This window comes from Pseudoalteromonas sp. SG45-1, from assembly GCF_014164135.1.
Classification (GTDB): Bacteria; Pseudomonadota; Gammaproteobacteria; order Enterobacterales; family Alteromonadaceae; genus Pseudoalteromonas; species Pseudoalteromonas distincta.
The window spans coordinates 1-23186 of the sequence record NZ_JACJEP010000025.1; the positions used below are offsets into that span (position 1 = coordinate 1).

General features: G+C 39.2%; 23 protein-coding genes and 1 tRNA gene. 10 read left to right on the top strand and 14 right to left on the bottom strand.

Annotated elements, in window-relative coordinates:
- The first annotated feature begins 145 nt into the window (after positions 1–145).
- The 3 genes from H5117_RS16805 to H5117_RS16815 all read left to right on the top strand — a co-directional run bounded on the left by H5117_RS16805 (position 146) and on the right by H5117_RS16815 (position 2581).
- Positions 146–571, top strand: coding sequence for a hypothetical protein (locus H5117_RS16805; protein WP_182738716.1), 426 nt, complete (start codon positions 146–148; stop codon positions 569–571).
- A gap of 127 nt (positions 572–698) precedes the next feature.
- Entirely contained in the window at positions 699–1046 is a 348-nt protein-coding gene (locus H5117_RS16810; RefSeq protein WP_024597877.1) for a hypothetical protein, read from the top strand.
- A 125-nt stretch (positions 1047–1171) separates the two neighbouring features.
- Positions 1172–2581, top strand: coding sequence for a serine hydrolase domain-containing protein (locus tag H5117_RS16815; RefSeq protein WP_182738717.1), 1410 nt, complete (start codon positions 1172–1174; stop codon positions 2579–2581).
- 153 nt (positions 2582–2734) lie between these two features.
- On the opposite strand, the gene H5117_RS16820 is transcribed toward H5117_RS16815, so the two are convergent.
- The 3 genes from H5117_RS16820 to H5117_RS16830 all read right to left on the bottom strand — a co-directional run bounded on the left by H5117_RS16820 (position 2735) and on the right by H5117_RS16830 (position 4504).
- Complete coding sequence (locus tag H5117_RS16820) at positions 2735–3817, bottom strand: endonuclease/exonuclease/phosphatase family protein (RefSeq protein WP_182738718.1); 1083 nt, start codon at positions 3815–3817, stop codon at positions 2735–2737.
- A gap of 23 nt (positions 3818–3840) precedes the next feature.
- Entirely contained in the window at positions 3841–4179 is a 339-nt protein-coding gene (locus H5117_RS16825) for a hypothetical protein (protein WP_182738719.1), read from the bottom strand.
- A 76-nt stretch (positions 4180–4255) separates the two neighbouring features.
- Positions 4256–4504 carry a TIGR03643 family protein gene (locus tag H5117_RS16830; RefSeq protein WP_024595124.1) on the bottom strand — a complete coding sequence of 83 codons (249 nt, stop codon included), beginning with the start codon at positions 4502–4504 and terminating at the stop codon, positions 4256–4258.
- A 123-nt stretch (positions 4505–4627) separates the two neighbouring features.
- On the opposite strand from H5117_RS16830, the gene H5117_RS16835 reads away from it, so the two are divergent.
- The 3 genes from H5117_RS16835 (at position 4628) to H5117_RS16845 (ending at position 8138) form a co-directional block, all read left to right on the top strand.
- The gene (locus tag H5117_RS16835; RefSeq protein WP_182732775.1) at positions 4628–5317 is read left to right on the top strand and encodes an ABC transporter substrate-binding protein; all 690 of its coding nucleotides are present in this window, start codon (positions 4628–4630) and stop codon (positions 5315–5317) included.
- Positions 5318–5346: 29 nt separating this feature from the next.
- Entirely contained in the window at positions 5347–6003 is a 657-nt protein-coding gene (locus tag H5117_RS16840) for a YoaK family protein (protein WP_165725609.1), read from the top strand.
- 74 nt (positions 6004–6077) lie between these two features.
- Positions 6078–8138, top strand: a complete 2061-nt coding sequence (locus H5117_RS16845) for a TonB-dependent receptor (protein ID WP_182738720.1) — start codon at positions 6078–6080, stop codon at positions 8136–8138.
- A gap of 7 nt (positions 8139–8145) precedes the next feature.
- On the opposite strand, the gene H5117_RS16850 is transcribed toward H5117_RS16845, so the two are convergent.
- The gene (locus tag H5117_RS16850) at positions 8146–8940 is read right to left on the bottom strand and encodes a helix-turn-helix domain-containing protein (protein ID WP_154903462.1); all 795 of its coding nucleotides are present in this window, start codon (positions 8938–8940) and stop codon (positions 8146–8148) included.
- A 106-nt stretch (positions 8941–9046) separates the two neighbouring features.
- Here H5117_RS16850 and H5117_RS16855 point away from each other — a divergent pair, with 106 nt between their 5' ends.
- The gene (locus tag H5117_RS16855; protein WP_182738721.1) at positions 9047–10243 is read left to right on the top strand and encodes an MFS transporter; all 1197 of its coding nucleotides are present in this window, start codon (positions 9047–9049) and stop codon (positions 10241–10243) included.
- Here H5117_RS16855 and H5117_RS16860 read toward each other — a convergent pair.
- The 6 genes from H5117_RS16860 to H5117_RS16885 form a co-directional block, all read right to left on the bottom strand.
- Complete coding sequence (locus H5117_RS16860) at positions 10232–10453, bottom strand: hypothetical protein (protein WP_154903460.1); 222 nt, start codon at positions 10451–10453, stop codon at positions 10232–10234. The two genes, H5117_RS16855 and H5117_RS16860, sit on opposite strands and share 12 nt — an antisense overlap.
- Before the next feature lie 97 nt (positions 10454–10550).
- Entirely contained in the window at positions 10551–10964 is a 414-nt protein-coding gene (locus tag H5117_RS16865; protein ID WP_007377055.1) for a GFA family protein, read from the bottom strand.
- Between the two features lie 234 nt (positions 10965–11198).
- Positions 11199–12491 carry an amidohydrolase gene (locus tag H5117_RS16870; RefSeq protein ID WP_182738722.1) on the bottom strand — a complete coding sequence of 431 codons (1293 nt, stop codon included), beginning with the start codon at positions 12489–12491 and terminating at the stop codon, positions 11199–11201.
- Positions 12492–12892: 401 nt separating this feature from the next.
- Complete coding sequence (locus tag H5117_RS16875; protein ID WP_182738723.1) at positions 12893–13882, bottom strand: fatty acid desaturase; 990 nt, start codon at positions 13880–13882, stop codon at positions 12893–12895.
- Positions 13883–13993: 111 nt separating this feature from the next.
- Positions 13994–14356, bottom strand: a complete 363-nt coding sequence (locus H5117_RS16880; protein WP_007581481.1) for a hypothetical protein — start codon at positions 14354–14356, stop codon at positions 13994–13996.
- Positions 14357–14496: 140 nt separating this feature from the next.
- Positions 14497–14581 (bottom strand) — tRNA-Leu (locus H5117_RS16885).
- 360 nt (positions 14582–14941) lie between these two features.
- Between H5117_RS16885 and H5117_RS16890 the strand changes: the two genes are divergently transcribed.
- Entirely contained in the window at positions 14942–15952 is a 1011-nt protein-coding gene (locus tag H5117_RS16890; protein WP_182738724.1) for an SMI1/KNR4 family protein, read from the top strand.
- A gap of 103 nt (positions 15953–16055) precedes the next feature.
- Here H5117_RS16890 and H5117_RS16895 read toward each other — a convergent pair whose 3' ends face one another.
- A complete protein-coding gene (locus H5117_RS16895; protein WP_182693191.1) occupies positions 16056–16754 on the bottom strand; it encodes an NUDIX domain-containing protein in 699 nt (232 codons plus the stop codon).
- Positions 16755–16940: 186 nt separating this feature from the next.
- Between H5117_RS16895 and prs the strand changes: the two genes are divergently transcribed.
- Entirely contained in the window at positions 16941–17795 is an 855-nt protein-coding gene (prs, locus tag H5117_RS16900; RefSeq protein ID WP_182696551.1) for a ribose-phosphate diphosphokinase, read from the top strand.
- A 10-nt stretch (positions 17796–17805) separates the two neighbouring features.
- Positions 17806–19401: a nicotinate phosphoribosyltransferase gene (locus H5117_RS16905; RefSeq protein WP_182738725.1), complete on the top strand. Its 1596-nt coding sequence runs from the start codon at positions 17806–17808 to the stop codon at positions 19399–19401.
- A 335-nt stretch (positions 19402–19736) separates the two neighbouring features.
- On the opposite strand, the gene H5117_RS16910 is transcribed toward H5117_RS16905, so the two are convergent.
- The 3 genes from H5117_RS16910 to H5117_RS16920 all read right to left on the bottom strand — a co-directional run bounded on the left by H5117_RS16910 (position 19737) and on the right by H5117_RS16920 (position 22958).
- Positions 19737–20210: a VOC family protein gene (locus H5117_RS16910; RefSeq protein WP_182738726.1), complete on the bottom strand. Its 474-nt coding sequence runs from the start codon at positions 20208–20210 to the stop codon at positions 19737–19739.
- Positions 20211–20310: 100 nt separating this feature from the next.
- On the bottom strand, positions 20311–20781 hold the full coding sequence (locus H5117_RS16915; RefSeq protein ID WP_182711468.1) for a GFA family protein: 471 nt from the start codon (positions 20779–20781) through the stop codon (positions 20311–20313).
- 104 nt (positions 20782–20885) lie between these two features.
- Positions 20886–22958, bottom strand: coding sequence for a catalase (locus tag H5117_RS16920; protein WP_182738727.1), 2073 nt, complete (start codon positions 22956–22958; stop codon positions 20886–20888).
- Between the last annotated feature and the right edge of the window lie 228 nt (positions 22959–23186).

The following is a 23186-nucleotide window of genomic DNA, read 5'->3' on the forward strand; positions in this document are numbered from 1 at the left end:
CCTCTAAAAAGCAAATTCCCATAGCATAAACAACACCAACTCTGACACACCGAGCAGGTAGCGCCTCAGTCCAACAAGCGATTATGCAACACAAACTGCGTGTCGCATAAATACTAAAGTGTTATACGTCGAACAGGCATCAAGGATGATTTTTAATAAATTCATGAGAGTATTCAAAGAAACGAAAGGGATGCCAAAGTTATTCCGGTTTCAGCATATGCTCAACTCAATTACATATTCACTGATGCTGCTTTTTGCTTTCTGGCCTTGGCCAAACGGAGAGTATTCGTTGAATGGCCGCAGCCTTACTTACCAAGAATTTTGGTTAACAGGTATGGCCCCCGGCTTTCTGTTATTTAGCATACTAATCATTGCAATTTGCTTTGCTTCAGTGAATAAACACTGGGCTGGCCGCGTTGGTACTTTTTTATACTGGGCAGCTATTATTGCCTTCATGTCTTTTTATTCTTTTACTGGGGTTGTGATAGGTGGGGCAATAATAGCTGTTTGGGCGTACTATGTGTTCTATAGCACTGGCATGAGGCAGTTTTTTGTTCAATCAAACGTATAACAAAAAAATTAAGTTCGCCCGCTGCGCGGGCTGGGACACAAACATGTGGGCTGCTCACTTCGTTCGGATTTTAGCCCACATGCCTGCGCCCCTTATTTAAAAGTTATAAGCCAAAGGAAGTTCGGTGATGAAATCGATAATTGGAAAACTTGATGTGTTAAGCGTGTTTGCAGCGTGGACACTTTTAATAGTTTTCTTTGTATCTCTGGCTTATGGGAAAATGTTTTCTGAACCTAACGCTAGTGCTAGTCATTTAGTTTATTTGTTTGGGGCATTCTTTTGCACAGTTTTAATTCATATTGTTTTGGCATTTTTTAACCGTTGCCCACATTGCGATAAATGTTTAACTGTTCAAGGTTTTAAAAAGCCTCATCCAGCATCAAGTGGTAGCTGGGATAAAGTTGTTTGGCGCTGGTTTTCTGGTTCAATTGTTTGTATCCATTGCGGGCAAAGAGTGGCAACTAATGGCTTATAACAAGTTGCTCAAGTTCGTTCGTAAACTCACTGGGACAATTAACAGTTGGCTTGGCGCTTCGCGCAAGTTTAGCCAACAGTCAATTGCCCCTTAGCAAAGCGTTATGACAGAAAGGATTCCGCCAAATGGTTCGAAATTTAGTTTTAATCTTTCTTTTATTCTTTGCCAGTTCTTCACTGGCTTTGGACAGTGAGGATATAAAGCAAGATAAATCTATTAGTCTCGCAACGATTGCAGACAGCATCGCCATGCAATACCAGCAGATGGGCTGGTTTTCCGGCGCATTACTGATAACTAAAGATAATGAGGTGGAGTTTGCGTCATCTTATGGCTTTCAGAATGTCGAAGAAAAAATAAAGAACAGCATTCAAAGTCGCTTTAATCTTGGCTCCATCATGAAAGACTTTACCAAGGTCATGATCTTGCAACAGGTTGAGGCTGGCAAGTTAAAGTTAAGTGATAAACTAGTTAGCTTCGAGTTGGGGTTCAAACAACCCGATGCTGATAAAATCACGATTGAGCACCTACTAAATCATAGTGCAGGCTTTGCTGATATCTTTGTGGCTGAATATCGTCAGAATCAACTTGCATTTGATACTCTAAACAAGAAAATAAAGATATTGATAAAAAGCCCCCTTTTATATACACCTGGGACTGATCGAAAATATTCAAATTATGGGTATGTGGTATTAGGAGTGATTCTTGAGAAAGTAACTGGAAAGCCTTTCGAAGAACTACTCAAAAACAATATCTTCAATCGGGTTGAGATGTCTTCAACGACCTTCAGGCCGGTTAATTCTCATGAATATCAGTCAGTCCGATATACATTCCAGTACAATGGCAATTTGAGGAAGGTCGGTATTATTGAACACCCTAGTCCCGATGGCGGCATTGAATCGACTGTTGTGGATGTGCAACGATTTTATCGAGCGTTATTCTATAGCAATAAGTTATTAAAGAACTCAGACGCGATTAATCGCCATTTATTTGCAATGGACGGCTCCCATTGGGGCGCATATGGAGGTGGTCTGGGCGTCAGTGCAGCCGCGGAAGTAGATTTGGACACTAGCTATGAAATAGTTGTTCTGGCAAACACTGATCACTTAGTTGCCGAACGCATTTCTGGTCGAATACACTCTTACATCAAAAATGGTGAGTATCAACCAATTAGACAATTGGAAAAAAACTTTGCCTTTAAGTACTACCAATCAAATGGAAAACAACAATTCTATAAACACTTCAAACAGGTTTATAACAACAATGGTTACAGTCGATTCATCGGCAGAACAATTAATGAAGTAGGAATGGAACTACTTAATACAAAATCATGGACCGAGGCATTTGATATGTTCGAATATTTAGTTTCATTGTTTCCCAATGCACCGCAGGCCTACGACAGTTTGGCATTCGCCTATTTATCGAAAGGAGATAGCGAGGCTGCGAAAAGTACTTTTAGCAAATCTTTAACTATTGATGGTAGTTTTAAAAGTGATTACGTGAGTGATAATTACGGTCATAACAATACGCTCAAGTAAGGACAGGCTATTGCCAGCCTCTTAGCTTTGCGTTACCACTGTTTGCAATTGGCACTCTCCTACCACTCGACAACATAAATAATGATTATAACTGGCAAGGTATTTTACTGTGTCGGATGGCGCTTCGCTTATCCGACCTACACTGCCTAATAGCTATAACTTTTCCTCAAACCTCGGCACCTTTCGCTTATCAGCTTTAGTCATAGCAAGCTCTTGAATTTCTTCTTGCTTAAGCTCATCGGATTTATCTTCCAATGATTGCTGATTAGCGTTTTCGTAAGAAAGCTCAGTAAGGAGTGCAAAGTGATCAGAGCCATACTTAGCTAAGCGCTTAATACGCTTTACTTTAAAGCCTTCGCTGTGAAATAAGTGATCGAGCGGCCAACGCATAAAAAAGTAACTTGCATGAAAGGTGTTATAAAAACCACGGCCTTTTCGAGGGTCTAAAAAGCCACTTATTTGCATAAACAAACGGGTGCTACGCGACCATGCTACGTCGTTTAAATCACCGGCAACTATGGTAGGTCGTGTTGGGTTTTTAAGTGCTTTAGCCACCATTATTAGCTCTGAGTCGCGCGGACGTGATGAGTCTTCTTCGGTCGGGCTTGGTGGTGCGGGGTGAATAAAGTGCCCTTGCATTTGCAGGCCTTCATCGTTTTCAAACAAAATATGAATTGAGGGAATATCTTCTTCTATTAGCTCACATATTTGTGCATCGAGTATTTTAAACTTGCTGTATAAGTGCATGCCATAACGATTATCTTTAGGGCATTCTATGTAATATGGGTAATTTTTTTTAATGACTGATAATTTATTTTCCCACCAGCTATCGCTCTCAAGCGTAATAAGTAGGTCGGGTTGGTGCTCATCTACAAGGCTAATTAGCTGCTCGCTTTTATGGTTCGACATCAGTACATTTGCCGACATAATTCGTACGCTGTGGTCTATATGCTTTGGTGCGCTTTGCACTTCTTTTTTAGCAAGCCACGTATACGGGTAAATCCATTTACCTTGTAAAATCATTATAAGTAATGAGGTTAAGGCTATAAACACGTAGCCTATTGCGCTACTTTGCCATAATAAAAACAGCGATGTAACGGCTACAAAACTGGCAATATAAAATACTTGCAAGCGCACAAAGTCGCAGCTACGCACTAAGTAATGCTGGCTGTACGACATAGGCAACAAGGTAACCAGTAAAAAAAATCCAATAATTATAGCCAGCGCAATAAGCATTTTAATATCCTTATAAAGTTAATTTAGCGACTTAAAATTGAAAGTATTTCTCGGGTGTCGTGCACCATATGGATAACTGTACGGTCTATTTCTATACTCACTGTACCATTATCTCTAGAGCGTTCAATCACTCTACCTCGTTTATATAAATCACGATCTAAATAGTCGCCTCTGTGGTAGCTTTTACTTAGCCCTGGTGGCGTCCAACCTGCGCGAATTAACTGCTTAGCCTCTTGGTAGTCATTGTCGTTGTGTTTATGTGAATGATGCTTATTATGGCCGTGTTTATGACCATGCTTATCTTTATGCGGTTTTGCGTCTGCGCTTATTGAACATAAAGCCAATGCTATTAGTGCTCTCATAAATAATCTCTAGCGTAATTTATAGCTAAAGGTTAACAAACACGGCTGAACATCATATGAAACAACTTACACTTATTTAACGTTGTTTATATTGTGTTTTACAGTGGCTTCGCATAATAGCGGGATCGCGTAATTTTAAGTGTTTTGTTTTACGACCAGCATGGCGTTTACGCCACACTTTAAAACTGCCTTTTGAAATATGTTCGCGCATAAATACCACCAGCTGCGGGTATTTTAATCCGTATAACTGCTCTATTGCCTCAAAAGGGGTTCTATCTTCCCACGCCATTTCGATAATGCGTGACTGCTGCTCTGCGTTAAACATGGTATATCTCACAAAATTTAACTTATACGCTAGGTAAAAATACTTAGATCAATGCAATTAAGCTCAGTAACTGTATAATTGGCGTTCAATTTATGTATTTTAAAAGATATCGAATTTTTATTTATGCGCGCAATATTTCTGTTTTTAGCTTTAACTTTACCTTCATTATTGCTTGCAGCGCCAAGTAAGACTTTGCGCTGCGTAACAACTCACTACCCGCCTTTTACTATATTTGATGAGAAAAGCGATACGTTCACAGGTTTAGATATTGAATACTTAACCTTTATTGAGCGTAATTTGAATCTTAAGATTGACGTAATTCATCTTCCATGGGCGCGCGTTAAAAAAGAAATGGCGCTGGGCTACTACGACTGCTATTTCTCTTTGGCCAATACAGAGGAACGAGCAAAGTATTTAGATTTTACAAGCGTGCCCTTGCATACTACTAAGTATGGTTTATTTGCTTTAAACAAAGATAAACTGCTCACTGACGATTTATCAAATACCCCAATAGCAATGCTACGCGGTGTTGCTGTGCCTGAGGTTATTGCTAAAAAGTATAAACTTGATGAGAGTAATCTACTTCGCTCACTTTCAACTAAAGACACTTTTGAGCTGCTAGAAAAAAAACGCGTTGAATACGCAATAACTAACTATCAAGCAGGTTTGTGGTACTCAAAGGAATATCAAAACGTATACGCTAGGCAGTTCAATGAGTTTACGTTTCCTACTTACATTGCTTTTAAGCGTGGCGTAATAGATACAAAATTAGTTGATGAGCAAATAAAGCGCTTTAAAGCACAAACTCAATAATTAACACTGTACACGTTAAGAGATAACCAATGTTTACAAAACTACCAAAGTGGGTTGAATATGGCGCGTTTACGCTCGCATTTATAGCGGGCATAGTAAACGCTGTAGGCTTATTAGGATTTGAGCACCAGGCTATTTCGCATGTATCTGGCTCTGTTACTTTACTTGGTATTAAAGCAATAACTAATCCCAGTACTGCCTTATTGTTACTTTCAATAATTGTTAGCTTTATGTTGGGTTCGGCACTGTCGGGCTTTTTGCTCTCTGGTGGCTCATTAAAACTTGGTCGTCATTACGACACTTTGCTTTTTATTGAAGGATTGCTACTGCTTGCGAGTGCTTATTTACTCAAAAACACATTCGTTTACGGCATTGTTTTAACGTCTGCTGCGTGTGGGTTACAAAATGCGCTAGCAACTAATTACAGTGGTGCTGTTATACGTACGACACATTTAACCGGTATTTTTACTGACCTTGGTTTAATGCTAGGTAAAGCGCTTAAAGGTGAGCAATTTGATACCCGTAAAGGCGTTATGTTTTTACTCATTATTGCAGGCTTTTTACTAGGCGGTATAACCGGCTACGTTTTATTTAAGCATTACTTAGTGCTGGCTTTGGTATTTCCTGCTGTGGCTTGTTTTGTTTTATCAATTACGTATCGGGTTTATAGGTTACGTACGCTTTAACGCAACAAGTTTAAATGCATATTAAAACCGCATATTATAGAGGCAATGCAATATAGATTACTTTCAAGGAATGTATGAAACCTTATTTTTTGCCGCTGATATTACCCTTTAGCCACACTGCGTTTGCCAATAATCAAAACGACGATGCAATAGAAACCATAACAACTACGGCATCACGTATTGAAGCGCTATCGACCCCAATGCCTTTATCAATAAGTACACTCAGCGAAGCGCAGCTAAATAGCATAGCGCCTACCCATATTGAAGAAGCCCTGCAACGTGTAGCAGGAGCTAATATTCAACGCGGAAATGGCCAAGAATATTTACCCGCACTTCGCTCCCCCGTACTTTCGGGCGCTGGCGCTTGTGGTGGCATATTGACTTTGGAGGATGGCATACCACTGAGAGCCGCTGGGTTTTGTAACATAAACGAGCTATTTGAGGCGCACAGCGAAATGGCGCAGCGCATTGAAGTACTAAAAGGCCCTGGCTCTGCACTTTATGGCTCAAACGCTGTGCATGGTGTTATTAATGTAATAACGCCCGACACCACACAAGGCGGTGGCTTAGTTGGTTTAGATTATGGCTCGTACGGTTATACTCGCTACAAATTACGCGCAGGGCAAGATTACGGCAACAGCGGTATCGGCATTAACGCAAGTGTTACCGACGATAGCGGTTACCGCGACGACGAAAGCGTAGAGCAACAAAAAGTAAATATTCGCCATCGCTATTCAAATAATAATTTATTACTTTCCTCAGGCCTTACTTATACAAATCTTGATCAGCAAACGGCTGGATTTATTACAGGCTTTGAAAGCTATAAAAACGAAGACCTCGCGCAAAAAAACTTTGACCCAGACGCATTTAGAAAAGCACGCGCATTTAGAGCATGGAGCAATGCAACATGGCAATTAAATAACAATGATGTGCTCTCTACTACGTTATATTTTCGTGACCAAAGCATGGACTTTTTTAAGCACTTTTTACCCGGCACACCGCTTGAAAAAAACAGCCAAACAGGTTTTGGCGTACAATCGCTTTATCAATATAATTTACAACGTAATGTAAAAGTAAACCTAGGGCTTGATGGCGAATACACGCAAGCCGATTTTACTCAAAGCCAAAACGAGCCCACTCAAGGCTCTGCATTTTTAGTGGCTACAGTGCCACAAGGTAAGCATTACGATTACGATGTAAACGCCACACTTTATGCCCCTTTTGCATCGGTTGATTGGCAATTAAATAAGTGGTTACTTACTGCCGGTGTTCGCTACGAGCATATGCAGTACGACTACACCAATAATATGCTAGCAGGTAGAACAAAAGACGATGGTACAGAATGCGACTTTGGTGGCTGCCGATACAGCCGCCCAGCGAGTGCTAAAAATAGTTTTAGTAATCTATCGCCAAAGCTTGGGGTTAGTTATCAGTACAATAAAAATAACACGCTTTATGCAAACTTTTCTCGCGGTTACAGAGCGCCACAAGCGGCTGAGCTATACCAATTACAACGCGAGCAAACTACTGCAAATTTAAGCGCCGAAATAGCAAATAACGCAGAGCTTGGTATTAAAGGGATTTACGAAAAACTACGTTATGGCGTGTCACTTTACGCTATGAGTAAACACAATACGATTTACCGCGATAGTGACTTTTTTACGGTAAATAATGGCAGCTCTCGCCATCGTGGTATTGAGCTTGAGCTTGACTACCAGCTCACTAAGTCGCTTGCGCTTAACTTTGCTGGCACTCACGCAAAGCATACTTACACTAACAACCAAATACTTAACGGTTTAAATATAAACGGCAACGACATAGATACCGCGCCGCGTAATATTGCTAATCTCGATTTAACATGGCAGGCATTAAACAACGCGCAATTTGCTTTGCAGTGGCACCGCGTTGGTAACTACTACACCGACCCAGAAAACTTAAATAAATACCAAGGGCATGATGTTTTAAGCCTACGCGCACAGTGGCAAGTTACTAGTAATCTTGAGCTACTTGCTCGTATTATTAACTTAACTGATGAGGCCTATGCAGAGCGCGCCGATTACACCAGTTTTACCGGCGACAGATACTTCCCGGGTAGGCCTCGTAACGCGATGTTTTCGGCAACTTATACGTGGTAATGCTTATTTAAAGGCTAAGCTGATTTAAATCGCTCATGTATTTCATGGGCGACTTTTTCATTACCTTTTTAAACATAGTAATAAATGCACTCACCGACTCATACCCTAATAACTCCGACACCTGCTGCACACTTTGCTTATCAGAAAGCGCTTTTAAGGCTGTAATTATATGCAATTGCGTACGCCATTTTCCAAATGTCATACCGGTTTCTTTTTTAATTAACCGCGCTAATGTGCGCTCAGTTAATGCAAACTGCTTAGCCCATTGTGGTAGTGTTTTTCGGTTGTTTGGCTTGTTTATAAGCTGATCGCTCATGGTTTGAATTACCTCGTTTTTAGATAATACAAAATCCAGTGGTTGTACGGGCATATCAATAAGTTGATCAAATAACACCTGCGCTAAACGCGCTGTTTTACTATTTAAAGTATAGTGCTGATTATGCCCAGCCAACTCACACATTAGCTCTTTAACCAACGGCGTAATAGCTAACGTACAGGTATTTAGCGGCATACCGTTTTTACTACTATCAATAAATAAATGACAAAGCTGCGCGTTATCAGACGCCCTATTGCTATGCACCTTTTGTGCTGGGATCCAAATTGCACTGTGCGTGGGCACCATCCACATTTTGGCCGATACTTCACACGTTACATACCCATGCAGCGCTAAAATTAATTGCCCTTTTGGATGGGTATGTAGTGGTATTTCGTGACTTGCATGGGCATGCTCTATTTTGGCTATTATGGGCTGCGCCATAGTTTCAAAATTTTTAATGTCGTCCCAACCAATTGCATCAAACATAGTTTTGTCTGTTTTTAGTTATTTAATGTCATTATCTCTAAATTATAGTTTTTACTAAGCCTTTATACTAGCGCCCATTAAGTATTAGCTTTAATGGTCTTCCCTTTTGTTAAATAACACACCTAAATCACGCTTTGCTGGCATATTACTTGTGCTTGGCATATTACTTATTGCCGCAAATTTACGCGCCACATTTACAGGTATTGCACCTGTGCTTGAACAAATTATTAATCACTTTGGGCTTAGCGCATCGCAAGCTGGTTTTTTAACAACACTGCCACTCATAGCCTTTGCGGTTGCATCGCCAATGGCGGCAACTCTTGCTAAAAAGCAAGGGTTAGAGCGCACCTTGTTTGTGGCTTTGTTATTTATACTTGCAGGGGTTGCAGCGCGGGTAATAAATACCTCAGCCATGCTTTTTGTAGGCACCGCTATTATTGGTGTGGGCATTGCCATCGCAAACGTATTATTACCAAGTTTAATTAAGCGCGACTTCCCTGCAAAGGTTGCGTTAATGACCTCAGCCTACGTGCTTACTATGGGCGTGGTATCGGGTGGGTTTTCTACTTTGGTATTTCCGCTTAGTCAGTTAAACGGATTAGGATGGCAACTTGCGCTGGGCTCATCAGCTCTTATTACTTTGGCGAGTATTATTGTATGGATGTCGCAATTAAGTAAGCACACAAAACCCGCGAGTATTGCTCAACACACCGACACGTCAAAAAGTGTATGGCGTTATTTACTAGCATGGCAAATTACCCTACTGCTGGGCTTAAACTCGTTTTTAAATTATATAATTATTACGTGGTTACCAAGCATATTAACCGAAACTGGTCACTCAGCTACCCAAGCAGGTGCTTATCATGGTGCTTTTCAAATAGCGACTGCATTACCGGGTTTAATATTAATTCCGTTACTTGCCAAATTAAAAGATCAAAGCGCGCTTAGCTTTATTTTAGCCATGTTGAGTGCACTCAGTGCATTGGGGCTGCTTTACATGCCTAGCTTTGCTTTTGTTTGGACCCTAATGCTGGGCTTTTGCTCTGGGGCATGTTTTATATTGGGGCTGTCGTTTATTAGTTTACGAACTGACGATTCGCAACAAGCAGCGTCGCTTTCAGGTATGTCGCAAAGCGTAGGTTATTTGCTCGCGGCTATTGGTCCTATGCTAGCTGGTGCATTACACACTACAACAGACAGTTGGAGTGCGCCATTGTGGTTGTGCGCTATTGCCGGAGTACTGTGTGCTTTATGTGGTTTGGGCAGTGGTAAAAACACCACTTTAGCTAAATCAGCTAACTAGCTGCTGTAACCACGAAAATAAACCAGACGAAGGTTTACTACTCGCGTGCTTTTGCTCATAGCGTTTATTCGTTACTTCGCGCTGTTCACGGCGCTCTTGTGCTAAATTAGCTTTTGCAGTAAAACGCAAGCGCTGCTCTTGAGTAAGCTCATCATTAAAACTAATGGCTGTTTTTTTCACTGCTCGGCTGCTTTTAGGTGAACTACACATATTATTCTCCAAATGACTGACTTATAAGTAGACAGTCATTTGGTTAAATAAATTTCAAACCGCTTACTAAAAAAGTAATACTGATAACCCCAAATAACTAGTTTTGTGGGGTTGTATCAAACGCAGGTACTTCGTGTAAGCCGCTCAACCAGCTCAATGTTGATTTAGCCCAAATTTGTGCTGTTGGCGTAAACTGATCACGCTGATCAACCGCACCAATACGCAAGCCATATACACGGTCAGCTTTAGCTTCGTTAGTTGCATAAAGTGTTGTACCACATGTGCCACAAAAACCTTGCGCACGCTTGTTACCACTTTGCGCTGTTTTAACAAACTCTTTTGGCTCACCTTGGGTAAATACTACCGAATTTGGCTCTGCAATTATGACTGCTCTAAATGGGCCGCTCGACATACGTTGGCAATCGCTACAATGGCAAACAAGTGCGTTGTTATTTTGAGACTTTGCTTGGTATTTAATTTCACCACAGTAACAGCTTCCAGTAATTTCCATTATTTAAATCCTTAATGCTTATGAAGATTGAATCGAGATATAAGACCGGCAATATCGATTCATTATTTTTAAAATATAAAAAATTGCTCGCCGGTTCATTTGTATATTCGGTTAGGTTTTTAATTTTTGAGAGTGATTTTTTCAAAATTGAGCAAGTGCTACAAACATGATGCGATGTTTTAAATAAAACAGCAATACCACGTTAAGCTAATAGCGTAACGTGGTGTGTTTAAGCTATCTTTTATGTGCGTTTAAATAATCAACAGCTAACAGGCTAAGCGCCTTAGTGCCTACTTTAAACGATGATTCGTCGGCATAAAAATAAGGTGAGTGATTACTAGCCACTGTATTTAAATCTTGCTCACTTGGTGTGCCGCCTAAAAATACAAATACACTCGGCACTTCTAATGCGTAAAACGAAAAGTCTTCTGCGCCGGTTATTTTTCCCATTTCAACTACGTTTTCATTACCTGCTGCTTTTTTAAGGCTAGGTAACATTTGCGCAGTTAACTTTGGGTTATTAATCGTTACCGGATAACCTTCGTGAATGTGTACCTCTGCAGTAGCACCTGACGATTTAGCAATGTGCGTGGCTGTGGTTTTTATTTTTTCAAATATTTGTGCTCGGTTATCCATATCAAAGTTACGAATTGTGCCTACCATTTCGACTTCTTCAGGAATAATATTATTACGCACCCCACCCGCTATCTTACCAAACGAGACAATAGCAGGCTCTTTGGTAATGTTGATTTGGCGACTAACAATATGATTTACGCCTGTTACTATTTGCGCAGCTGCGGCAATGGGGTCAACCCCAGTCCACGGTGCAGAGCCGTGTGCCTGCTTGCCATGTACTGTTATTTCAAATCGGTCTGCACTGGCCATAGCTGGGCCACTTCGATAACCAATTTTACCGCTGTGCAAACTAGATGTTATGTGTAACCCAAAAGCAGCTTCTGGTTTGTATTGTTTAAATATGCCTTCTTTAAGCATTAACTCAGCGCCCCCCTCTTCCCCCTCTGGTGCGCCTTCTTCTGCAGGCTGAAATACAAACATAATATTACCGTGTAGCTCATCTTTCATGTTTGCAAGCACTTGTGCAGCGCCCATTAGCATGGCCACGTGCGTGTCGTGCCCACAAGCATGCATTATACCTACATCTACACCACGGTAATTAGTGGTTCTAGTTGATTTAAAATCAACATCTGCTTTTTCAGTAACTGGCAGCGCGTCCATATCTGCGCGTAGCATTACTGTCGGGCCTGGCTTTGCACCTTTTAATAGCCCCACAACACCTGTATAAGCAATCCCTGTTTGTACTTCCATACCCAGCGACTTTAAGTGCTTAGCGACAATACCTGCTGTGCGGGTTTCGCGATTTCCAAGCTCAGGGTTTTGATGAAAATCACGTCGCCAATCAATAACCTGTTGCTCTATCTTTTTAACTTGCTGATCAATGTTTGCATTGGCATTAAACGCACTAAGGGCAGCAAAGCCCAACGCTATTGAAATTAGTGATTTTTTCATCCTGTTTGTCCTTATTATATTTATTGGTTTTATAATATTGATGAGCACGAGCCCTTATGTATTATTGAGAACATAATTAGTTTGCTCTATAACCACTATTACTGAAGGCTCTACAATAATCAATCCCATTTAAGCTAGATGCTCAACTATGAAGGGCCACTTCACTTTTCACTGGTTTTATCTATTTTTAGTTTAAAGTTTTAGCGCTAATTAAGCCTACCACTTTTGCTTTTGTTGATTTAAAAATGGCACTAAATAGTCCACCAAAGCGCGGACAGTTGGGCTTAATAAACGTTGCGATGGATAGAGTAAATTCACGGGTAATGGGCTTGGTACATAATCGCTATTCAAACTATAAAATAAGAATAGCAATGTAGAACCTCCCCTTATGTTGGGGGTAATTATTTATATGCATTCGCATTTTTAATGCTGTCAAAATCATTAAAGCGCACGTTGTGCTGCGCCATTACTCTAAGTATTTTTTTACTTAGCATTTGGCGTAAATAAAACGGCTGATTTGGCACAAAATGATGAATGGTATGCGTTTTACCAAAGTTAAAACAAAACAAGTGAAACGGCATAAATAAACGACTCGTTAGGACATGAGTTTGTTCAAGCATATTATTAACGCCGCCATAGTAATGCATGCTTGAGGTAACAAAATTAAGCGAGCTTGAACGAATAATATTAGGCACAATGAGCACAACCATTAAAAATTCAAACACATCCATTGTACTTAACAACCAATTAGGTGAATTTAGCGAAAGTGGTATAAATAAATCAACGATATGAAATATAATAACGCTATATAAAACAGCAAAATACGCAGTCGCTATCGGAAATCCCGCATTAAAAACACTCGAAAAACTAAAGCCATTAATTTCTTTTCTAAAACGTTTAGTAGAAATAACTAACCCTAATAACCCATCTACAATAACTAGCGCACGTAAAAATGGATTTTTAATACCGTTTCCCACCAAGCGTTCTTCTAGGTCTTGTTGTGTGCCTGAGGTTTTGTGATGGTGTAAATGCATTTTACGTCGGTACCATGGGCTAATAGTATTTGGCCGCATTAACCATACTGCTAACATCATAAAGTTATGCATGAAAGGCTGGTTACTAAAGTATTGTTTATGTATAAGGTCGTGCTCTAACTCATGGGAAATAGACGCAGCAATAGCCGCAAGTACTATACATACCCAAGCAGGTATTAGGGCTAAATAATATAAAGCACCAACACCAATTAATGCGCTAAGCGATAGCAATAAAATAACTAACCCTAAGGTATTTTGATGTGCAAGTAATGGGTATTTTTGACGAAGTAATGCTTCCTCTGCCTTAATTGCTTTAACAATCGATTGAATGTTCTGTTTGGCAGTTAATTGGGTCATGATTATTATTTATTTTAGAGTAATCTATTAATTACTATCATACCTTAATCAAATGCATGTTAGAAATTGATAGTTAAATAGCTACCGTTGGCAGCTATTTAAAACTAAAAACTACTTAGTTTTCGTATTATCCACCTCATAGATTGGATTACCTTCAACTTCAAAGTAAGACTGTCCATAAATTAATGGGATATACCACTGCACAACTTTAACGGTAACATTTGAAAGACCCACCGCCGAAGGCGTTTGCTCGATAGCATTATCCATAGCCTCTTTCATGTTAGATATTCCTGTTGGGAAAATTAAAACAGTATGTTTAACATCCTTACCAACCACACGTGTGTCATAATCAACTTTGTGATTGCTATTTGTATGATTCATATTTTTTGTAGAGGCAATTGTAAAATCACCAATACGGTGAGTACAACCAGATAAAGCCATTGCACCAACCAACAAACCAATTACTTTTTTCATTACTCTTCCTTTGCTTCATATTTACTACCCAACTCTTGGGCGACTTCTAAATTTAGTAGCTTGATACCTAAAAATATAACTATGACCATTAATCTTAGGCATAAAAAAACCCCAACCAATTTGGTTGGGGTTATAAAAAGTGGTACCAGCGGGCGGACTCGAACCGCCACTCCTTTCGGAAGGGGATTTTGAATCCCCCATGTCTACCAATTTCATCACGCTGGCGTCATTTTTCTTTAACCTTCTAAACACGAGAAGATAAAGAAAAACCACTTTAGAGCTAAGGATTATTTATGTGCCTTCGTCTCTATGCCAAGCATTATACAAACAATAGGGTTAGCGGCAAGCGTTTTATGACATTAGCGTGATCAACCGCTTAACAATTAGGCAACCATTAACATTTGAAAGAATGTATAACTATTTAAAGCCCAGGACTAAATAAACCCTAAATACAATGTTAAAATATCTAGGTTTTTTAGATAAACGTTGTTACCTCCAATAACTATTCTTCACTCCCCCCTGTTTCATGACAAAAAATATGTAATGTAGCGGTGAGTGTGTCACCTTTAAAATGGACTTTATAAAATGAAAAACATAATAACTTACACTGAAAATTTAAAAGAAAATAATTGGGTTGATTTTAACTTTGATTTAATAAAAATAAATACACTGCCAGGGTTTGAAAATTTAGATGGCTTTGATGCTATGGATATTTTTAGCGAAGCTATTTTTAAAGAAATATATAATCTAACAGCAAAGAGTACGTTAAAGTTACTCATTATTACCCCAGATCCAACGTCAGAAAAAGCGTATGGTATTGCTTTTTTACAGGACAAAAAAATTTTAACCATGCAAGTAGAAGCAACGCCTCTATTTAATCAGTGGTTTAGCTCAATTAATGACGATGCCTCAACACCTAAAGTATATACGTTTACAAGTAATAGCAGCTCAAGTCGCTCCCTTTTTAACAACGAAAAAGAACTCACTCATAAAGGTATGGGAGAGTTTATTTGTAGCCAAGTTCCAAACAGCTTTATTGCTGAAAAGTTAACCAAAGAAAAAGCGGACTTTTTAACGCCATTTATTGAGCTTAATGCATCTGATAACTTTGAACTAATTGAACAATATTTTAAAGCGTTGGTAAAACAAAATAACCTCAATGTTATTGAGCCCAAAAACAACGACGCTATTTATGCTGAATTTGAAAACGAAGCCGGCTTTGCATTCCCAGCTATACTAAAATCGTTTTTGACACTACATAATGGTGTCGAAAATACAGCATTTATGGATGCTCAACGCATTTTAAAAGAGTGGCGCGACTGGCAGTCTATTTATAATGAATGGACTCAAGAAGAGTTATGCGACACCGATAGTGAAAACAATGTAAAAACCTTACCTATGTATTTTACCCCTTATTGGGTGCCATTTTTTAATCTGGGAGGAGGGAATTTTATAGCATTGGATTTTGCACCAAATACCAAAGGCACATCAGGTCAAGTAATATCATTTGGCGCAGATGAACAAAGTGCCATTTACGAGGCTGAAACGTTAAGTGAGTTTCTAAAAGGCTTTATTACTGCAGATAGCTCTGAATAACTTCATCTGAATAACTTCAATAGCTTAAGAACTTACTTTAATAGCACTTACCTGAAGTAAAAAAGCGCTCTTATGATTACTTTAAGAGCGTTTATTTAATTTACTAGACACTTAAATTACGTTCAAAGTTTACAATATCAACACCGGCTTTTACTTTATATAACTGCGCTAAGCGCCCGCCAGATTTAACTTTTTCACCCAGTGTTTCAAACATGTCAGCAGCTTCAATACGTCTAATTATACTTTTACGCTGAACAGGTTTACCTATAATGGTTTCAATGACTGACTTAAATTGCCCTACGGTAAAATGCTCTGGCAAACAATAAACCGGCGCCATTGAGTACAACGCTTTTTGTTTTAAACGCGCTTTAGCTTGTTCAATAATATACTTGTGATCAAAAGCCACTGGTAAATCATTAACTTGTTCAACATCAATCCACTTCGCATCATCAACTGTTTCTATGTGGGTTGATACTTGCGCCTCTGCAATTAATGCAAAGTACACCAAAGTGACACTAAACCCTCTCGGATCTCGATTAATGCCAGAATATGTTTGTAACTGCTCTAAATATTGAGGCGCTACACTGGTTTTTTCTTTAAGTTTTCTAAGCGCAGTCATACTCACGCTATCGTCAATATCTACGTCGACAAACCCACCTGGTAGTCCCCATCGACCAGAAAAAGGTTCGTTCGCTCGCTTAACCATCAGTACTTTTAGAGCGTCATTCTTAACAGTAAATAACACACTGTCGACTGTAAATAATGGGTTTTTGTATTCGGTAATATCGTAATGATTAGTCATTGCATACCCATGCAAGGTTAATGTCTTAGTGACACAATAGATTAAACACATCTCAATTTCAACCTACAGTAAAATTACAGACAATACACAAGTTCAGCTAGTTAGTTTAAAAAATAACTTGATTACTATAGGAACATTTGATAATTTAATTGTGTCGCTAGGACACAAACATTAAAAGGACAAAAAATGAAAGTATTTAGCTATGACTCAACAGGAAGTAAATCGTTAGTTGATTATGAAAATTTCACTTTTTCTGGTGGTGAAGAGCATATCAGATTTAACGCCGCTAATTTTTCAGGCTCTATAAAAATAGAGATTTTTGAACGACTAACCACCTCTTCAAAAATGGTTAGATTAATGATTGCTGTAGATGCGTTAAAAAGATTAACAAATGACAGCACGCCTATCGAACTTGTTATTCCCTACTTTCCTTATGCACGCCAAGACCGTGTTTGCGTTGAAGGAGAAGCTTTAGGCGCTGCTGTTATGGCTAACTTTATTAATAGCTTAAATTTTTCAAAGGTTACTATTTGGGATGCCCATAGCGATGTATCCCCAGCTTTAATTAATAAGGTAACCAATGTTGAACAAATTTCATTACTTGAGCGCTCTGAAGAGCTAAGCCAAAGACTCTTGCAAGGCGAATTAACACTCATCTCTCCAGATGCGGGAGCAAGTAAAAAAACCATTAAAATTTCAGAAAAGTTCAATGGCGTACCTGAGGTTATACAAGCTCAAAAAGTGAGAAACTTAAAAACAGGCGAAATAATTAAAACCGAAATTATTGGCGATGTTAAAGGTAAAAGCGTGCTTATTGCCGATGATATTTGTGACGGCGGAAGAACCTTTATCGAACTTGCCAAGGTACTAAAAAGTAATGGCGCGGTTGAAATTTCTCTTTTTATTACTCACGGTATTTTTTCAAAGGGGCTTGATGTTTTTGAGGGCCTGATAGACCGTATTTATACAACAGATTCGTTTAAACCGGCTAATGAGTTTAAAAATAGTAACACTATTAGTTTACAAATAATTGAGATGTAAGGAAAACACCATGACTATTACAGCTGCAAGTATGCAAAAAGATGTTTATAAAGAATTCCATAGCCGCGCTTATCATCCTGACGTAAGTGAGGTTTATGCAAACTTCACATCAAGAAGCGGAAAACTTAGCAATATAGAAAATAACGATAAAGTTGCGTTTGTTGGCCTTCAATACTTTATTAAAAGTTATCTTTTAGAAGAATGGAGTGAGTTTTTTAAAGCTGATAAAGAAACCGCAGTTGCTAATCACAAACGTATTATGAGCTCAATGCTTGGCTATACAGTTGATGTAAAGTATTTAGAAGACTTACACGATTTAGGTTACTTGCCATTAAAAATTAAAGCATTACCGGAAGGAACGCTAGTCCCTTATTTAGTACCTCCTATGACGATAGTAAATACTAAAGCTGGCTTTCAATGGTTAACAAATATGATTGAAACAGTATTGAGCTGTGAAAACTGGCCAATACAAACCAGTACTACAACTTCTGTTGCATATTTAAAAGTATTCAAAGAATTTGCACAAAAAACAGGAATGCCTATGGAATTTGTGCCGTTTCAAGGGCATGACTTTAGCTTTAGAGGTATGTTTGGCAAACACGCTGCGGCAATGAGTGGCTTTGGCCATCTAGCATCAGGGCTGGTAGGCACAGATACCATTCCCGCTGTTTTATTTGCAGAAAAATATTACGGAGCAAATGTAGATAAAGAGCTAGTTGGCTGCTCTGTTGATGCAACTGAACACTCGGTTACCTGCTCATGGATTATGGAAGGTGAAATAGAGTTTTTTAAGTACTTAATGAAAGAGCAATCACCAAAAGGGATTTTAAGTGTTGTATCTGACACATGGGATTTTTGGACACTTGTTACTGACTACTTGCCTCAGTTAAAAAGCGAAATAATGGCGCGCGATGGCACCCTAGTTATACGCCCTGACTCAGGCGACCCTGTTAAAGTATTAACGGGCTACAAAGTTTCACCGGTATCTGATTACAAAGAGTTATTTGAAACACAAAAAGAGGCTGAAAAAGAGGCTATTCTAAATGGCTTTGAGGCATATCGCTTTAACGGTCAATATTATGGACTTGAAGATAACAACACCATTGAACTGATGGAATGTGAAGTTAAAGGACTTATAGAATGCCTATGGGATATATTTGGCGGTACAACAACATCAAAAGGTTATAAACTGCTTGATGATCATATTGGCGCTATTTACGGCGACGCAATAACACTAATCCGTCAGCGCCAAATTTTACAACGCCTCATGGATAAAGGGTTTGCATCAAAAGTAGTGCTTGGTATTGGCTCTTACAGCTACCAATACGTAACACGTGATACGCATGGCTCTGCTGTAAAAGCAACTAGCGTAGTTAAAGCTGGTGAACGTTTGGCTATTTTTAAAGACCCAAAAACTGACTCAAAGAAAAAGTCGGCAAAAGGGCTCTTAAAAATAGACAGAGTAAATAACGAGCTCACCTTATTTGATGATGTAACTGAACAAGAAGAGGCAAAAGGGTTATTAGAAGTCGTATTTGAAGACGGTAAAATAGTTAAAGAAACCACCCTTAGTGAAATAAGAAACTTAATAGATAAACAAATTTAGGGCTTATTCGTATTAAGTTGATGCCTTGAAAATTTATTACGGACCCACTAATTTAAAAGCCGCTGTAGTAATACTACGGCTTTTTAATTTGTAATAGATACAAGATCATCAGACCGTGCTGGCCTTTGAAGATTGAAAATCATTCAATCTAACGACAATTTAATTGCCCTTTAGCAGAGTCTTTCGGGCACTGCACGTTTGAAATTTATAAGTTGCTATCGCAAGTTTGTAAAAAGTAACTAAACAACTAACTCCAGTATGACCTACTACTATTTACCTTTGTTAACACCAACACGCTGCCGTAAATTTAACCTCGAAAGGTTAACACGCGCTAATTATGCGTCTTGCTCTTGATTTGTTATATTCCCAATTCGATTATTTAACTCTTCGTCACTAACATCTTCTTTATGTGTACCAATGATCCATATATGACCAAATGGGTCTTGTAGTGTGCCGGTCCTATCACCATAAAACTGATCATGTACGGGTCTTATTTCTGTTGCACCAAGCTCAATTGCTTTTTTAAACACGATATCAACATCTTCAACATAAAGCATAAGGCTTAGCGCTGTACCACCGAGTTCTTTTGGGTTTTTTAAATGCTCTTCAGAACCATTATCTGAAAGCATAATATGCGAATCACCAATTATTATTTCTGCATGGGCTATTCCACCATCAGGTAAAGGCATCTGCATTACATGTTCAGCACTAAATGCATCACAATAAAAATCTATCGCTTTTTGTGCGTCATTCATAATTAAATAAGGTGTAACTGAATGAAACCCTTTTGGTATTGCTGAGACTGCCATAATATTCTCCTTTACTTACGCTGTGATTTTTAATATTTAATTAACTAAATATGCGTTTAATTGCCCCTAAATTTAAGCTTAGCTCATACAAAAAATTGCGTTACTTTTCGAGGTTTAAACGCTTATGCCAAGCAGCTATACTTTCATCAGGGTATTCTTCAAACTGCTTGTCACCTTCATTAATGGGCGCATTTACCCAATTTGCTTTACTACCAAGCATTAAATGAGTGCGCTCTGGCGGTATGGGTAACTCACTATCTATTGCACCAGCAAAGGGATGAACTTGCTCAGGCCAACGTGCATCGTATAACCACAAGTTAGCACTACAATGCTTACAAAAATGACGCTCTGCAGGGCTGATTTTATCGCCTGTTTTTGCATGATAAATAGTTATGTGTTCACGCCCTGTAACCTCAAGCGTGCTGTATTGCGCGTTTAAATTAATAACAAACCCGCCGCTCCCTGCGGTTTTACGGCATATAGAGCAGTAACATAAATTGTAAGGATAAGGGTGTTTTGAGTTGACCGTAAATACCACTTTGCCACAGTGACAAGCGCCATTAAGCTTCATAATATATCCAATTTTTTATTGTTGGCTTGAACTAATACCTTAACTAGTTGAGCTAAAAAAAACCACAACAATTACATGCTGTGGTTTTTTAATTATTGAGCTTACTAACGCTCCCAATATCTTAAATTACGCAATGTATTTATAAATTTATCGGCTGAATGTGCCTCTAAATCTATCCAACCATCATCTGCTTTTCCATCAAGGCCTGCCGCTTTAAATAAAGGCTTAGCCTCATTTATAAAGCCTATAAATTTCATATGTGCATACGCATCACTTACAAAGTCTTTAGCTTCTGCTATGGCAGCTAGTTTTTTAGCTCCATCTTCGGTGGTGAGTACAAGTACCGCATCGTATAAAACCGATGGACCACCATTAATAACCTGATCAGCTTTAAAGTGCTTACCTTTACTGCATTTAGCACCGCCAACTTGCGGGGCAATAATTTCAAAGTTTGCACCTTCACTTTTAAGTGCATTGGTAACCGAATTGAAAATTTCTGCATTAAAGCCATCACTTACTAAAATACCTAATTTACGGCCTTTGAAGGTGTTGGGCGCATTTTTCAAAATACTTAACGCATCAGATACAGGTAAGTCTTTACGTGTTGGCATAGCAGCTTCTGCCGGATCTGGCATTTCTTGCAAGCCAAGACCTTCGGCAACTTTATTTGCGAGGGTTTCGTCAATATTTACCAAGTGCGATACCAAACGTTCTCGTATTGGAAAATGCTCAACTTTAGACAGCTCAAACACGTACGCAGATTGAATATGCGCCTGCTCTACCTCTGTTTGACTTAAATAAAATTGACGAGCTTGACTGTAATGATCGCTGAATGTTTCTGAGCGATAACGCAGTTTATCACCGCCACTTACTTCAGGTTCCTTTGAGCTTTTAAAGCCATGTACTGGGCATTCGCGCGGGTTGTTTTCGTCGCCGCTCCATGAGTTTGGCTCATAATTAACACGCCCTTTTGGATTGTGCATTGCCATGTGGCCATCTTGCTGAAAATGACGCATTGGGCATTTAGGCGCATTGACCGGAATATGCGTAAAGTTAGGACCACCTAAACGCTTGGTTTGAGTATCTAAGTATGAAAAGTTACGACCTTGCAGTAGCGGGTCAGGTGTAAAGTCGAGCCCCGGTACAATGTTTTGAGTACAAAATGCTACTTGCTCTGTTTCTGCAAAAAAGTTGTCTACAACACGGTCAAGCACCATACGACCAACAATTTGCACTGGTACTTGCTCTTCAGGTATAAGCTTGGTGGCATCAAAAACATCAAATTCAAATTCATCAGCAAATTGCTGATCAAACACCTGTACACCTAGTTCCCACTCAGGGAAGTCGCCGTTGCCAATAGATTCCCACATGTCTCTGCGATGAAAATCAGGGTCCGCGCCGTTTAGCTTAAGTGCTTCGTTCCATACTACAGATTGCATTCCGCCTTTTGGTTTCCAATGAAATTTAACAAATTTCTCATCACCTTTGGCATTAATAAATTTAAAGGTATGAACACCAAAACCTTCCATAAAGCGTAAAGAGCGTGGAATAGCTCTATCAGACATTGCCCACATAACCATGTGCATTGACTCAGGTGACAAACTCACAAAGTCCCAAAAGTTATCATGTGCTGTTTGCGCCTGCGGAAAACCACGATCAGGCTCGGCTTTAGCGCTATGAATTAAATCAGGAAACTTCATTGCATCCTGAATAAAGAATACCGGTATATTGTTACCCACTAAATCCCAGTTTCCTTCTTGGGTATAAAATTTTACCGCAAAACCGCGTACATCACGTGCTAAATCTGGTGATCCTTTATTACCTGCAACCGTAGAGAAGCGAGTAAACACAGGCGTTTTTTCACCTTTTCGCTGAAAAATATCTGCACAGGTTAAATCTTCAAGCGTGTCGTAAGTTTCAAAATATCCGTGTGCACCATAGCCTCTAGCGTGCACTACACGCTCAGGAATGCGTTCATGATCAAAGTGAAAGATCTTCTCGCGCATTATGTGATCTTCTAATAATCCGGGGCCACGTTTGCCCGCACGTAATGAGTTTTGATCGTCACTTACAGGGCAGCCCTGCGCGGTGGTCATGGTAGGGTGTTCATCCGACGCTTTTTGATGCAATTCGCCGCCATGCCCTTTATTACCTGAGTATTTAAATGATTCAGCCATGTTTAGTCCTTCATACAGTTTGATTTAATGGGTCAATAGTTTTTATGAGCTTTAAAGCTAAAAGCGACTATGCAAATGCAAAATAAAGACCAGCCATCCAACCTAGTAAAAAAGGGCTGTACAGATAACAATGTAGTATTTGAGATGATTTATAAAAGAAAAAGTTACACAGGTATGTAACTTTTTCACACAAAAAAGAGCACTTAAAAGTGCTCTTAGGTTTATGCA

Bases quoted from the DNA above. Each gene is read 5' to 3' on its own strand.
- H5117_RS16805 (WP_182738716.1), top strand. From the start codon at position 146: ATGATTTTTAATAAATTCATGAGAGTATTCAAAGAAACGAAAGGGATG.
- H5117_RS16810 (WP_024597877.1), top strand. From the start codon at position 699: ATGAAATCGATAATTGGAAAACTTGATGTGTTAAGCGTGTTTGCAGCG.
- H5117_RS16815 (WP_182738717.1), top strand. From the start codon at position 1,172: ATGGTTCGAAATTTAGTTTTAATCTTTCTTTTATTCTTTGCCAGTTCT.
- H5117_RS16820 (WP_182738718.1), bottom strand. From the start codon at position 3,817: ATGCTTATTGCGCTGGCTATAATTATTGGATTTTTTTTACTGGTTACC.
- H5117_RS16825 (WP_182738719.1), bottom strand. From the start codon at position 4,179: ATGAGAGCACTAATAGCATTGGCTTTATGTTCAATAAGCGCAGACGCA.
- H5117_RS16830 (WP_024595124.1), bottom strand. From the start codon at position 4,504: ATGTTTAACGCAGAGCAGCAGTCACGCATTATCGAAATGGCGTGGGAA.
- H5117_RS16835 (WP_182732775.1), top strand. From the start codon at position 4,628: ATGCGCGCAATATTTCTGTTTTTAGCTTTAACTTTACCTTCATTATTG.
- H5117_RS16840 (WP_165725609.1), top strand. From the start codon at position 5,347: ATGTTTACAAAACTACCAAAGTGGGTTGAATATGGCGCGTTTACGCTC.
- H5117_RS16845 (WP_182738720.1), top strand. From the start codon at position 6,078: ATGAAACCTTATTTTTTGCCGCTGATATTACCCTTTAGCCACACTGCG.
- H5117_RS16850 (WP_154903462.1), bottom strand. From the start codon at position 8,940: ATGTTTGATGCAATTGGTTGGGACGACATTAAAAATTTTGAAACTATG.
- H5117_RS16860 (WP_154903460.1), bottom strand. From the start codon at position 10,453: ATGTGTAGTTCACCTAAAAGCAGCCGAGCAGTGAAAAAAACAGCCATT.
- H5117_RS16865 (WP_007377055.1), bottom strand. From the start codon at position 10,964: ATGGAAATTACTGGAAGCTGTTACTGTGGTGAAATTAAATACCAAGCA.
- H5117_RS16870 (WP_182738722.1), bottom strand. From the start codon at position 12,491: ATGAAAAAATCACTAATTTCAATAGCGTTGGGCTTTGCTGCCCTTAGT.
- H5117_RS16875 (WP_182738723.1), bottom strand. From the start codon at position 13,882: ATGACCCAATTAACTGCCAAACAGAACATTCAATCGATTGTTAAAGCA.
- H5117_RS16880 (WP_007581481.1), bottom strand. From the start codon at position 14,356: ATGAAAAAAGTAATTGGTTTGTTGGTTGGTGCAATGGCTTTATCTGGT.
- H5117_RS16890 (WP_182738724.1), top strand. From the start codon at position 14,942: ATGAAAAACATAATAACTTACACTGAAAATTTAAAAGAAAATAATTGG.
- H5117_RS16895 (WP_182693191.1), bottom strand. From the start codon at position 16,754: ATGACTAATCATTACGATATTACCGAATACAAAAACCCATTATTTACA.
- prs (WP_182696551.1), top strand. From the start codon at position 16,941: ATGAAAGTATTTAGCTATGACTCAACAGGAAGTAAATCGTTAGTTGAT.
- H5117_RS16905 (WP_182738725.1), top strand. From the start codon at position 17,806: ATGACTATTACAGCTGCAAGTATGCAAAAAGATGTTTATAAAGAATTC.
- H5117_RS16910 (WP_182738726.1), bottom strand. From the start codon at position 20,210: ATGGCAGTCTCAGCAATACCAAAAGGGTTTCATTCAGTTACACCTTAT.
- H5117_RS16915 (WP_182711468.1), bottom strand. From the start codon at position 20,781: ATGAAGCTTAATGGCGCTTGTCACTGTGGCAAAGTGGTATTTACGGTC.
- H5117_RS16920 (WP_182738727.1), bottom strand. From the start codon at position 22,958: ATGGCTGAATCATTTAAATACTCAGGTAATAAAGGGCATGGCGGCGAA.